Below are 12,917 nucleotides of genomic sequence, written 5' to 3' on the forward strand. Positions count from 1 at the left end.
GGCATGAACGTTCCCCGCATCCTGCCTCAGACGACACGCAAGTGTGTCGCTAGCGGCCGAGGAAGCTCAGCACCAGTTCCCTGTACTTCTCCGGCGCCTCCAGAAAGACGAGATGGCCGGTGTCGGGGATCACTTCGGCGCGCGCATTCGGCATCTTCGCCGCCAGCGCCTTCGCCAGTTCGGCGTTGTGCCCCATCTTGGCCCGCAGCGCCTCCGGCGCGAGCGGCCGGCCCGGCGCGTTGTGGTCGTCGGCGCCCATGATGAACAGCGTCGGTAACGCGATCAGCGGGATCTCGTGCGCCACCGGCTCTCGGTAAATCATCTGGCCGGAAGAGACGAAGGCGCGCAGCCAGCGCGGATAGTCCGGGCTTGCCTTGATGTTGAAGCGGGCATTGATGAACGGCGTGATCGCCTCTGGCGGCAGCTTGATCGCGTAGTTGGTCTGGAGCTGCTTGCGATAGCCCTCGGCGGTGAGCTTGTCCTCCGTCTCGATCATGTTCTCGGTCGGGGTCGGCGGCACGTAGAGGCGGTAGTCCTCGAGCCCGATCGGCGCGGTCAGCACGAGATGGGCGACGCGGCCCGGATAGGCGCGGGCGATACGCACGCCGAGCATGCCGCCGAGCGAATGCGCGACGATCTCGGCCTTATCGATTTTGAGATGATCAAGCAGCGAAATGGTGTTGCGCGCCAGATTGTCGAAGTGCAGTTCGCCCTGCGGCTTGGAGGATTTGCCGAAGCCGACCTGGTCCGGCACCACGACGCGATAACCCGCCTCGCTCAGCATCTTGATCACGGGCGCCCAATAGCTCGACGGAAAATTGCGCCCGTGCAGCAGCACCACGGTGCGGCCGTTCGGCTGTGCCGCGGCGACGTCCATATAGGCCATGCTGAGCTGCTCGCCGTCGTTGATGACAGGCAAGAGGTGCACGGGATAGGGATAGGCGAAGCCTTCGAGCGCGATGCCGTAGGGTTCGCGCGGCGCGGTGTCGGCGGCGTGGGCGAAAGAAAGTGGGGCGGTGAGCAAGACTGCGGCGAGCGCGGCCGGAAGGACACGAGTCATGGGTGATCTCCGTCATGCCCGGGCTTGTCCCGGGGCATCCACGTGCCCGCCGCAATAAAGGCGTGGATGACCGGGTCAAGCCCGGGCACGACGAGATCATCCAATCACACGCAAACGTGCGATCTGGCGTAGCCTGCGTGATCAGTCCTTTCCATTCCCGAACAGCGCGGCGAACTGCTTCTCGCCGGTACGGGTGAAATTCACCACGCGGCTGCCGGGCGTGGCATCGCGCGCGGCCCATTTCAGCTCGGCGAAGCGCTGCATCAGGGCCGCGCCCAGCGTGCCGGCGAGATGGTGACGCCGCTCGCTCCAGTCGAGGCAGGCCTTGCACACCGGGCGGCGTGGGTGGCTGAGCATGTCGGGCGAGATCTGAAGATGCTTGGCAAGGAATCGCTCGCCCTCAGCCGTGAGCTCGATGTCCTGTTTCTTCTGCCTGACCAGCTGCCGCTGGCGCAGGGAGTCCAGCATCTGCACGCCGAGATCGCCGGCGAGATGGTCGTAGCAGATCCGCGCGCGCCGCAGCGCGGGGTCCTTCGGTCCGGTGCGCACGCGCATGTGGCCGGTGCGCGCGGCGAGGCCCGCAAGCCCCTCGAGCACGCCGGCGACGTCGTCGTCGGTGAGGCGGTAATAGCGGTGTCGGCCCTGCTTCTCCGGCTCGACGAGGCCGCCGGCCTCGAGCTTCGAAAGATGCGAGCTCGCGGTCTGCGGCGTGATGCCGGCCTCCTGCGCCAGCTCGCTCGCAGTGAGCGCGCGGCCGTTCATCAGCGCCGTGAGCATGTTGGCGCGGGCGGGGTCGCCGACGAGGGAGGCGACCATGGCGATGTCGGGACCTGATTTCATGCTTCGATGATAGACGAAGCATTGTTGTGGCGCAAGCGCGTAGTCTTTCACCGCTCGTCATTGCGAGGAGCGAAGCGACGAAGCAATCCAGACTGCCTCCGCCGAGGGATTCTTGGATTGCTTCGCTGCGCTCGCAATGACGAAGTGGAAGCAAAGGAGCCCATCATGTCCGTCACCGTCTTCATCCGTTACCAGCTCGATCCGTTCAAGCGCGCGCAGTTCGAGGAATATTCGAAGCGCTGGCTCACCATCATTCCGAGATGTGGCGGCCAATTGATCGGCTATTTCATGCCGCACGAGGGCACCAACAACATCGCGTCCGCCCTGATCTCGTTCGAGAGCCTGGCGGCGTACGAGTCCTATCGCAAGCGGCTGCGCGCCGATCTCGATGGTATGGCAAACTTCAACTTTGCGGAGGCGGAGAAATTCATCCTCGCGGAAGAGCGCACCTTCCTGCGCAAGGTGGTATTGTAGGCCACCAACGCGAAGGAGATGCCCATGATCGCCGTGATTTTCGAGGTCTGGCCCAAGCCGGAACATCGCCAGGATTATTTCGACCTCGCGGCCGATCTGAAGCCGCTGCTGCAGAGCATCGACGGCTTTATCTCGGTCGAGCGCTTCGAGAGCCTGACCGAGAAGGGCAAGATCCTGTCGGTGTCGTTCTGGCGGGATGAGGCAGCAGTGGCCGCCTGGCGCAACACGATGGAGCACCGCCGCACCCAGGCAAAGGGCCGTGCAAAGATCTTCGCGGATTATCATCTGCGCATTGCCAGCGTGATCCGGGACTACAGCATGACCGACCGCGAGCAGGCTCCGAAGGACAGCCGCGCCGTACACGACGCGCACTAGCGGACTTGAAACCGCGCGCCTATGTGTTCGCGGCCAACAAGGGAGAGAAACATGCACGTGACGACCGCGGACAAGCGCGCGACGTTCAGGAAGATGCACGAGAGCGGCTGCTTCATCCTGCCCAATCCAGTCGATGTCGGCAGCGCCAAAGCGTTGCAGCATCTCGGTTTCAAGGCGATTGCGTCATCGAGCGCGGGCTTTGCCTGGACCATCGGCAAGGCGGACAATCACGTCAGCGTCGAGGACGTCTGTCAGCATCTGGCAGCATTGAGCTCGGCCGTCGACATCCCCGTGAACGCCGATTTCGAGGGCGGCTTTGCGGTCGAGCCGGACAAGGTCGCCGACAATGTCGAGCGCTGTGTACGAACCGGCGTCGCGGGCCTGTCGATCGAGGATTCCACCGGCGACAAGGACAAGCCGCTCTACGACCGCGCGCTGGCGGTCGAGCGCATCAAGGCCTCGCGCAAGGCGATCGGCGACAGTGGCACGCTGCTGGTCGGCCGCTGCGAGGCTTTTTTGTGGGGCGTCACCGACCTCAAGCTCGTCATCGATCGGCTGACCGCTTATGCCGATGCCGGCGCCGACTGTCTCTACGCGCCGGGCCTGAAGACCCGCGAGGATATCGCGGCGGTGGTGAAGGCGGTGCACCCAAAGCCGTTCAATCTCCTGATCGGCGCGTCCGGTCTGTCGCTGCAGGAGGCCCAGGATCTCGGCGTGCGCCGGATCAGCGTCGGCGGCTCGCTTGCCCGCGCCGCCTGGGGTGGCTTCATGCGCGCTGCGAAGGAGATGGCGGAGAAGGGGACATTCGCCGAGCTCAGCGGCGGCTATCCCGGCGGCGAGCTCAACAAGATGTTCAGCTAAACGAACAGCGGCGGGATGTTGAGTCCCGCCGCTCTCTCATCCTCTCGTGTCATCCCCACCACCGGGTCTCGTCTCCGGCAAGCCCGATGACAGGCTCCGGCGGGGCATCCAGTACGCCGCGGCTTCTCGATTCATTCGCTACCATCTCAGAGTACTGGATCGCCCGGTCAAGCCGGGCGATGACAGCTACCTTGCGACTGCTACTTCGCGCCGTTAGACGGAGTCGGCGTATCCGGGGCGGGCTTGCTCGGGGCAGCCCCCGTGGTCACGCCCGGCTCGGCGTTGTTGCGCGGCGTCACGTCACGCGCGCCGGGAGGCGCGGCCGGATTGGCAGGCGGCGCCTGCTGCGCAGTCTGCGTTGACGGGGTATTGCCCGCCTGGTTGCTGGTGGTCGTGTTGTTCAAGCCGTAGAACACGGCGCCCAGCACCAGGGCGACCGCCACCGCAAACAGCGCGATCTTGCCGCTGGAGGCAGGGCCTTCGCCGAGCTCGGGATCGGCCTGCAGGTCGGCATCCCGGCGCGCCGCGCGAAGATACTCATCGTCGGCGAGGTTCGGGCGGTACGGATCGTTGGGAAAACGGTCGTCAGCCATCGATTGGTCTCCTCGGGTTATGACTTCGGGACAACCCTCAGGTGCGAGATTCTGTTCCGCGCCACCCGATGCTTTCGTCGCATGTTGCTCTCGTGTCGGGAATCGGGAACCTGTTCACGCGGGAACCGGACGTGAGTTCCATGGCCGCGACGAGGGGACGAAGCTGATGTGGAGCCTGCCGCCGACCGATAGCGTGCTGCACTTTCTGGCGCTCGTGGCCTTGACGGCAGAGGGCATGACGGCGGCACTGGCCGCGGGGCGGCGCAGCATGGATTATGTCGGCGTTTGTCTGCTCGCCTGCATCACCGCGCTTGGCGGCGGCACGCTGCGTGATCTGTTTCTCGGTCACTATCCGCTGGTGTGGGTGGTGAACCCGATCTACCTCGCACTACCGGGCGGGGCGGCGCTCCTGACGATCCTGATCGCGCGGCTGGTGCATCGGCTGCACCTCGCCTTCATCGTGCTCGATGCCATCGGCCTCGTCGTCTTCACCATGATCGGCTGCAACGTCGGCTGGCAGATGGATGCTTCGCTCCCGATCGTGATCGTCTCGGGCATGGTGACGGGCTGCGCCGGCGGCGTGTTGCGCGATGTGCTCTGCAACGACGTGCCGCTGCTGTTTCGATCCGAGCTCTATGCCAGCGTCTCGGTCGTGACAGGGTTGTTCTATGCCACGGCGTTCGGCCTCAATCTCAATGCCGAGCTCTGGACGATCTTGACCTTCGTGCTCGGCCTCAGCTTCCGCCTGCTCGCGGTGCGCTACGGATGGGAGATGCCGAAATTCGTGTTCACGGGGGATGAGGAGAAGTGAGCGCTGTCGCGCGCGAATAGCGAATAGTTCCAGGCCATTCGCTACTCACTATTCCCCCCATTCGCCTCTCGCTTCCTTGCCTTCGCCACCTGGGCCGGCGTCACCAGTGGGCCCGCATTGCCCCAGGAATTGCGGATGTAATTCGTCACCGCGGCGATCTCGCCGTCGGACAATTGCTTGGCATAGCCCGGCATCTCGCCGGTGTTGGGTGCGCGCGCCGTCGTCACGGTGTGGGCGCCGTCGAGGATGATGCGCAAGGTGGAGGACGGATTGATCGATTGCAGCAGCGCATTGCCTGGCAGCGGCGGGTAGATGCGCGGGGCGCCGGAGCCGTCGGCCTCGTGGCAGGCGACGCAGAGTTTTGCGTAGACCGCCTGGCCGGCCTTCATCTCGGCTTCGCCAGGTGGCGTGACGATCGTCTCGCGCCGCGCCGGCGGCAGGCTCTTCAGATACAGTGCGATCGCACGTACATCGGCATCGCTCATTTTCGCGGTCGAGCTGACGACGACCTCCGCCATCGGCCCGCCGGCGTGGCTCCTGGCGTTGCGCCCGCTTTGCAGATACTCCGTGATGTCCCCCTCGCTCCACGATTTCAGCCCGGTGCGCGCGGCGCCATCGAGCCGCGGCGCGAACCAGCCGCCGACCTCATTGCCGGATAGCGCCTGCGCGTCCCTGTCGGCGCCGAAATAGTTCTTGGGCGTGTGGCAGGCGCCGCAATGACCCAGCCCGGTGACGAGATAGCCGCCTCTGTTCCAGGCCGCGCTCTTGCTCTGGTCCGGCTCGAACAGGCCCGGCTTGAAGTACATCGCATTCCAGAGCCGCATCAGGCCGCGATAGCCGAACGGCCAACGCAGCTCGGGCGGCTTGTTGCGGCGGGTGACGGGTGGAAGCGTGCCGAGATAGGCCCGGATCGCCAGCGTGTCGTCTTTCGTCATCCGCGTGAAATAGGGATAGGGAAATGCCGGGTAATAGTTCGAACCATCAGGTGCGATGCCATAGCGCAGCGCGCGGGTGAAGTCGGCGTCTGTCCAGGCGCCGATGCCGGTGTCGCGGTCGGGCGTCAGGTTCGGGGCATAGATCGCGCCGAAGGGCGTGTCGATGCGCTTGCCGCCCGCGAACGGCTTTGCCGGATCGGCGGTGTGGCAGCCCGCACAGTCGCCGGCCTCGGCCAGCGCCTTGCCATAGGCGATCAGCTCCGGCGATGGTTCGGCGGCACGGGCCGCGCTTGTGACCGTACTTGCAACCGCACTGCACAACGCCCAACCCGCAAGAGCCAGGCCAGCCAGAATCGTCCGCATCGAAAGCCTCTCCTGCGACCAATCGACCTCACCCGCGTGAAGGGAGCGTCAATTCATTTCGCGACGGCAGGGGTATGGTGACACAAATTGAAAACCCGCAGCGTGTTTCAGGCCACGAAATTGCGATTTTTACCCGGCGCTCGCTTTGGTCCAGATTTGTGATGCGGATCGTGAAATATCCGACATAAAGTGGCGGAGGTGGTCGGCGCGCCCTAGCTAAAAACAACGGGGAGGCAACGGCTTAAGTCAGCAAGACCTGAACAGGGCGAAACGAGGACAGCATGGGCATCAACCAGGGTCCGATCAGTCTCGATCAAAAATACACCCAGGAAACAGGGCACGTCTTCACCACGGGCATCCAGGCCCTGGTCCGCTTGCCCATGGCCCAGATCCGGCGCGACCGCGCCAATGGCCTCAACACCGCGGGCTTCATCTCCGGCTACCGCGGCTCGCCGCTCGGCGGCTACGACCAGCAGCTCTTCGCGGCGCGAAAACACCTCGAGCAATACAACATCAAGTTCCAGCCCGGCGTGAACGAGGACCTCGCCGCAACCGCCGTCTGGGGCTCGCAGCAGCTCAACCTCTCGCCCGGCGCCAAGTACGACGGCGTGGTCGGCATATGGTACGGCAAGGGTCCCGGCGTCGACCGCTGCGGCGACGTGTTCCGCCATGGCAATGCCGCGGGCTCCGCCAAGAACGGCGGCGTGCTGTGCCTTGCCGGCGACGACCACGGCGCGAAATCCTCCACCGTCCCGCATCAGTCCGACCACGCCTTCATCTCGGCGCTGATGCCCTATCTCTATCCCTCGAGCATCCACGAGATGATCGAGATGGGCCTGCTCGGCATCGCGATGTCGCGCTATTCCGGCTGCTGGGTCGGCATGAAGGTGATCACGGAGACGGTGGAGACCACCGCCGAGATCGACCTCACCGACGAGATGAAGCCCTTCATCATCCCCGCCGATTTCGAGCTGCCGCCCGGCGGCCTCAACCTGCGCTGGCCCGACGACCGCTTCGAGCAGGACCGCCGCCTGCAGGACTACAAGGGCTTTGCCGCGATCGCCTTTGCCCGCGCCAACAAGGTCAATCGCGTCACGATGGACTCGCCGAACGCCCGCTTCGGCATCATGGCGTCGGGCAAGAGCTACGAGGACGTGCGGCAGGCGTTGCGCGAGCTCGGGATCACCGAGGAGGTCGCCGCCAAGATCGGGCTCCGCCTCTACAAGATCGGCATGCCCTGGCCGCTGGAGCCGGAGGGCGTGCGCAACTTCGCCGTGGGGCTCGAGGAGATCTTCATCGTCGAGGAACGCCGCGAGATCGTCGAGAACCAGGTCAAGCAGGAGCTGTTCAACTGGCGCGACGACGTCCGCCCGCGCATCGTCGGCAAGATGGACGAGCACGACAAGCGCTTCCTGACCTTCGCCGCCGAGCTCAGCGTCGCCTCGCTCGCGACCTCGCTGACCGAGCGCCTGCTTCGACTTAATCTCAATCCCGAGATCGCGGAGATGCTCCGCGTCAAGGCCGACTGGTTCAACGGCCGCCAGGCGACCCAGATGCAGGCGGTCGCACCCGTCTCCCGCACCCCGTATTTCTGCTCTGGCTGTCCCCACAACACCTCGACCAAGGTCCCCGAAGGCAGCCGTGCGCTTGCCGGCATCGGCTGCCACTTCATGGCGCTGTGGATGGACCGCTCGACCGAAACGTTCACGCATATGGGCGGCGAGGGCGTGCCGTGGGTCGGCATCGCACCCTTCACCAACGAGAACCACATCTTCGCCAATCTCGGCGACGGCACTTATTTCCACTCCGGCATCCTGGCGATCCGGCAGGCGGTCGCCTCCAAGGCCAACATCACCTACAAGATCCTCTACAACGACGCCGTCGCCATGACCGGCGGCCAGCGCCATGACGGCGATCTCTCGCCGCAGAAGATCATGGCCCAGCTTCATGCCGAGGGCATCAGCGAGATTTATCTCGTCTCGGAAAATCCGGACGCTTATCCGGCTGATACCATCGCGCCGGGCGTGAAGAAATATCACCGCGACGAGCTCCAGAACGTCATGAAGATGTGTCGCGAATACAAGGGCACCTCGGCGATCGTGTTCGTGCAGACCTGTGCCGCCGAGAAGCGCCGTCGCCGCAAGCGCGGTCTGATGGAGGATCCGGCACGCCGTGTCATGATCAACCCCGCCGTCTGCGAAGGCTGCGGCGACTGCTCGGTGCAGTCGAACTGCATCTCGGTCGAGCCGCTGGAGACCGAGTTCGGCCGCAAGCGCGCCATCAACCAGTCATCCTGCAACAAGGACTATTCCTGCCTCAAGGGCTTCTGCCCGTCTTTCGTCACTATCGACGGCGGCGCGCCGCGCCAGCGCGCACCTGGCGAACTCGCTGATATCGGCGAGCTGCCTGAGCCCGCATCACGCCCGGCGCTCGACAAGCCCTATAACATCGCTGTCGGCGGCGTCGGCGGCACCGGCGTGCTCACCATCGGCGCACTGCTCGGCATGGCTGCGCATATCGAGGGCAAGGCCTCGATGATTTTGGACATGTCGGGCCTGGCGCAAAAGGGCGGGGCGGTGCTCAGCCATGTCCGCCTGTCCGATCATCCGGCTGAGGTGACCTGCTCGCGCATCGTCACCGGCACGGCCGATCTCGTGCTCGCCGCGGACGAGGTGGTCGCGGTCGCCAAGGATACCATCTCGCTCTGCGACTCCGGCCGTACCCGGGGCATCATCAACAGCCACGTCATTCCCACCGCCGACTTCATCCTCAACCGCGATTTCAACTTCCAGACCCGCAAGCTGAATGCGGTGCTGGAGACGGCGCTGCACAAGGACTCCGTGTTCTTCGACTTCACCAAGCCGGCCGAGCAACTGCTCGGCGATGCCATCGCCACCAACATGATGATGATGGGCTATGCCTATCAGAAGGGTCTCTTGCCGCTATCCGCGGAAGCAATCGAGCAGGCGATCGAGGTCAACGGCGTCTCGATCAAGATGAACAAGGAAGCCTTCCGCCTCGGCCGTCTCGCGGTCGCCGATCCCAAGCGTCTCGCCGACATGCTGAAGGGGACCGACGAGGTGGTTGCGCCGAAGACCCTGGATGCGATGACGCTGGACGAGGTCATCGAGCATCGTGCCAAGCATCTCACCGCCTACCAGAACACCCGTCTCACCAAGCGCTATCGCAAGCTGGTCGATCAGGTCCGCGACGCCGCAGTGAAGGGCGGGTATGGCGATGCGCTGCCGCGCGCCGTCGCGGTGAACTACGCCAAGCTGCTGGCCTACAAGGACGAGTACGAGGTCGCGCGCCTCTATACCGATGGCGCCTTCGAGCAGCAGCTCCGCGACCAGTTCGAGGGCGACTTCAAGTTCAACTTCAATCTCGCCCCGCCGATCCTCAGCAACGGTGTCGATGCGCTCGGACGTCCCAAGAAGCGCGCCTTCGGCCCGTGGATGCTGAACATCTTCCGCGTGCTGGCAAAATTCAAGTTCCTCCGCGGCACGCCCTTCGACATCTTCGGCCGCAGCGCCGATCGCAAGCTAGAACGCGACCTGATCGCCGGCTATGAAAAGGACGTCGCCACCGTGCTCGGCCTGCTGTCGCCGGTCACGATCGACACCGCGGTCGAACTGCTCTCACTGCCCGACCGCATCCGCGGCTACGGCCCGGTGAAGGAGAAGGCAGTGGCCGACGCCAAGGCCCGCTACGCCCAGCTCGCCGCCGATTTGGCCAACCCGCCGCCGGCGCCACGGCAGATCGCGGCGGAGTAGGGATCGTCGTAGGGTGGGTTAGCTTTGCGGCTGCGCGCAAGCGCAGTTGCAAGGCGTAACCCACCAACTTCTATCCATTTTCGCGGAAGCGTGGTGGGTTACGCCGGGCGGTTTGCGCTTTGCGCAATCCGCGCGGCTAACCCACCCTACGACACCAATCCTTGCGTTGCCGTCGGGCAAAACACCCATGCGATGGGTCAATCCGCACACGCAAAACATTCCACTTTACCGAAATTCGGAATTGTCGTATCCATCCGCCACCTCATCCCAGTCAGAGGGGCGTATCGCGATCGTCACGAAACGCGGGGTGAGCGGCGGTGGACGCGGGCTGCGTCGCGCGGGCGATTGTCTCGTGCACGACGGGCGCGGTCTCACGTACGGCAAAATCGTGTGGTCCTGACGCCCGGGGTCTGTGCGTCAAGTCTTGCGATCGCTCGCAAGGCGACGGGGGCAATAGTGCATCGCTCCCCGGGGAGAGCACGACATAAGCCGTAAAGCCACTGCGCAGGGAAGGCCGGATGTTTGGCTTCACCTGTATGCCGCTGTGCATCTGTTCTTCGCGCAATTCGCGCACAGCGGACCGTGGGTGCCCGGCCGGCACCCGGTCTTCCCTGCGCCCTCTGTTTGGAGGGGGAGCAAGACGGGAGCAAAACTCGGGCGAAACGCGCCGCGAGGATGCGGGCGTGTGTCTGCGAGCGAGTTTTGAGTTGAAACAGCGCTGTCAGTGCCCACGAACTCCGTCATTGCGAGCGGAGCGAAGCAATCCAGAATCCTTCCGCGGAGGGACTCTGGATTGCTTCGTCGCAAGGGCTCCTCGCAATGACGACGCGGCGGGCAGGGTCGCTTCCTATCTGTGGCCCGGCTTTGGGTGCCCCACTTGCGCCAACCCGCTGCCCTCTCGCGGGGCGGAATATTTCCGCGCTTGCCAATCAGGCCACTGCGGTTCAGAAAAAAGAGCCAAGAAGAAACGCGAGCGGAGACCTGAAGTTTGACCATCAAGGGCAAGGCCTACATTGCCGGGATCTACGAACACCCGACCCGGCATGCGCCGGACAAATCCACCGCCCAGCTCCATGCCGAGGTCGCCAAGGGCGCGATCGAGGATGCCGGGATCAGCAAGGACGATGTCGACGGCTATTTCTGCGCGGGCGATGCCCCGGGCGGCGCCTGGCCGATGGTCGACTATCTTGGCCTGAACACCAAGAAGCTGCGCCACGTCGATTCGACCGAGACCGGCGGTTGTTCCTACATCATCCATCTCGGTCATGCCGCCGAGGCGATCGCGGCGGGCAAGTGCTCGATCGCGCTTGTTACGCTCGCCGGCAAGCCGCGCACTGGCGCCATGCCGCCGCGCGCGGCCGGCGCCGAGGTCGATTTCGAGTCCGCTTATGGCGCGACCACGCACAATGCCTATGGCATGTGTGCCATGCGTCACATGCACGACTACGGCACCACCTCTGAGCAGCTCGCCTGGATCAAGGTCGCGGCCTCGCATCACGCGCAGTACAATCCGCATGCGATGCTGAAGGACGTCGTCACCGTCGAGGACGTCCTGAACTCGCCGATGATCTCCGATCCCCTGCATCGCATGGATTGCTGCGTCGTCTCCGACGGCGGCGGTGCGCTGATCGTAACGACGCCAGAGATCGCGAGGAGCCTGAAGAAGCCTCTCGTGCGCCTGATCGGCCATGGCGAGGCGATGAAGGGCCCGCGCGGCGGCAAGGATCTCGACCTCACTTACTCCGCCGGCGTCTGGTCCGGCCCGCGTGCGTTCGAGGAAGCCGGCATCACGCCGAAAGACATCAAATACGCCTCGATCTATGACAGCTTCACCATCACCGTCTTGATGCAGCTGGAAGACCTCGGCTTCTGCAAGAAGGGCGAGGGCGGCAAGTTTGTCGCCGACGGCAATTTGATCTCGGGCGTCGGCAAGCTGCCGTTCAACACCGATGGCGGCGGCCTGTGCAGCAACCATCCCGTCAACCGCGGCGGCATGACCAAGATCCTCGAGGCAGTCCGGCAGCTGCGCGGCGAGGCGCATCCGAAAGTGCAGGTCAAGAACTGCGATCTCGCCATCGCCCACGGCACCGGCGGCCTTTTGGGTGTTCGCCACGCTGCCTCGACTGCCATTCTGGAGCGCGTGTGATGAGTGAAGCAAAAAAGTATCCGGCCCCGGTCACGAACCCCGAGACCGCCGCGTTCTGGGACGCGGCCAAGCAGGGCAAGTTCATGATCAAGCGCTGCACGGCGTGCGGCGAGGCGCATTACTTCCCGCGCTCGATCTGCCCGTTCTGCTACTCCGACAAGACGGTGTGGGAGGAAGCGTCGGGCGAGGGCACGATCTACACCTGGAGCCTGATGCGGAAGTCGCCGACCGGGCCTTACGCGATCGGCTACGTAACACTGAAGGAGGGGCCGTCGGTGCAGACCAACTTCGTCGACTGCGATCTCGAGAAGCTCAAGATCGGCCAGAAGGTGAAGGTGGTGTTCAAGCCGACCGACGGCGCCCCGCTGCCGTTCTTCACGCCTGTCTAGGACGACGCTGCGAAGGGTGGGTAGAGCGAAGCGAAACCCACCGGCGCGAACAAGGATGGGTTTCGCTGCGCTCTACCGATCCTACGAATTCTTCCTTCTCCCGTTGTGGGAGAAGGTGGCATAGGCCGCCTCTGGCGGCCGTCCTAAGAGACGCCGAAGCGAAGCTGCGGCTTTGGCGCCGGATGAGGGGTATCGCTCCGCAGAGAGGCTTTTGCTGAGGAGGCAACCCCTCACCCAAGCGAGTTTGTTGCTCCGGCGGAGTAGCCCTTTCCCACAAGGGGAGAGGGCACATTAACG

The 12,917-nt window shown here is 64.4% G+C and carries 11 protein-coding genes; 7 read left to right on the top strand and 4 right to left on the bottom strand.

All coding sequences use genetic code 11. From position 1 onward, the window contains the following. Positions 1-49 precede the first annotated feature (49 nt). Both ACVIIV_RS21845 and ACVIIV_RS21850 read right to left on the bottom strand, forming a co-directional pair. The gene (locus ACVIIV_RS21845; protein ID WP_456745991.1) at positions 50-1,060 is read right to left on the bottom strand and encodes an alpha/beta fold hydrolase; all 1,011 of its coding nucleotides are present in this window, start codon (positions 1,058-1,060) and stop codon (positions 50-52) included. A gap of 141 nt (positions 1,061-1,201) precedes the next feature. Beyond that, entirely contained in the window at positions 1,202-1,900 is a 699-nt protein-coding gene (locus tag ACVIIV_RS21850; protein WP_456745992.1) for a metalloregulator ArsR/SmtB family transcription factor, read from the bottom strand. 165 nt (positions 1,901-2,065) lie between these two features. Here ACVIIV_RS21850 and ACVIIV_RS21855 point away from each other — a divergent pair, with 165 nt between their 5' ends. From ACVIIV_RS21855 to ACVIIV_RS21865, 3 genes are read left to right on the top strand one after another with little or no spacing between them, the layout of a single operon-like run. Further along, complete coding sequence (locus ACVIIV_RS21855; RefSeq protein WP_456745993.1) at positions 2,066-2,374, top strand: NIPSNAP family protein; 309 nt, start codon at positions 2,066-2,068, stop codon at positions 2,372-2,374. Positions 2,375-2,398: 24 nt separating this feature from the next. Next, complete coding sequence (locus tag ACVIIV_RS21860) at positions 2,399-2,749, top strand: antibiotic biosynthesis monooxygenase family protein (protein ID WP_456745994.1); 351 nt, start codon at positions 2,399-2,401, stop codon at positions 2,747-2,749. Between the two features lie 51 nt (positions 2,750-2,800). Then, positions 2,801-3,610 (top strand): isocitrate lyase/PEP mutase family protein, encoded by an 810-nt coding sequence (locus tag ACVIIV_RS21865; protein ID WP_456745995.1) that lies wholly within the window; start codon positions 2,801-2,803, stop codon positions 3,608-3,610. Between the two features lie 200 nt (positions 3,611-3,810). Here ACVIIV_RS21865 and ACVIIV_RS21870 read toward each other — a convergent pair whose 3' ends face one another. Further along, a complete protein-coding gene (locus ACVIIV_RS21870) occupies positions 3,811-4,203 on the bottom strand; it encodes a hypothetical protein (protein ID WP_456745996.1) in 393 nt (130 codons plus the stop codon). Between the two features lie 166 nt (positions 4,204-4,369). Here ACVIIV_RS21870 and ACVIIV_RS21875 point away from each other — a divergent pair, with 166 nt between their 5' ends. After that, positions 4,370-5,014: a trimeric intracellular cation channel family protein gene (locus ACVIIV_RS21875; protein ID WP_456745997.1), complete on the top strand. Its 645-nt coding sequence runs from the start codon at positions 4,370-4,372 to the stop codon at positions 5,012-5,014. Between the two features lie 41 nt (positions 5,015-5,055). On the opposite strand, the gene ACVIIV_RS21880 is transcribed toward ACVIIV_RS21875, so the two are convergent. Then, a complete protein-coding gene (locus tag ACVIIV_RS21880) occupies positions 5,056-6,312 on the bottom strand; it encodes a cytochrome c (protein ID WP_456745998.1) in 1,257 nt (418 codons plus the stop codon). A 281-nt stretch (positions 6,313-6,593) separates the two neighbouring features. Between ACVIIV_RS21880 and ACVIIV_RS21885 the strand changes: the two genes are divergently transcribed. From ACVIIV_RS21885 to ACVIIV_RS21895, 3 genes are all read left to right on the top strand, one after another. Further along, complete coding sequence (locus ACVIIV_RS21885) at positions 6,594-10,085, top strand: indolepyruvate ferredoxin oxidoreductase family protein (protein WP_456745999.1); 3,492 nt, start codon at positions 6,594-6,596, stop codon at positions 10,083-10,085. A gap of 988 nt (positions 10,086-11,073) precedes the next feature. Then, the gene (locus ACVIIV_RS21890; protein WP_456746000.1) at positions 11,074-12,231 is read left to right on the top strand and encodes a thiolase domain-containing protein; all 1,158 of its coding nucleotides are present in this window, start codon (positions 11,074-11,076) and stop codon (positions 12,229-12,231) included. Beyond that, positions 12,231-12,620 (top strand): Zn-ribbon domain-containing OB-fold protein, encoded by a 390-nt coding sequence (locus tag ACVIIV_RS21895; RefSeq protein WP_092192950.1) that lies wholly within the window; start codon positions 12,231-12,233, stop codon positions 12,618-12,620. The genes ACVIIV_RS21890 and ACVIIV_RS21895 overlap by 1 nt, the downstream gene beginning before the upstream one ends. Positions 12,621-12,917 lie beyond the last annotated feature (297 nt).

Source organism: Bradyrhizobium sp. USDA 4354 (assembly GCF_054060315.1).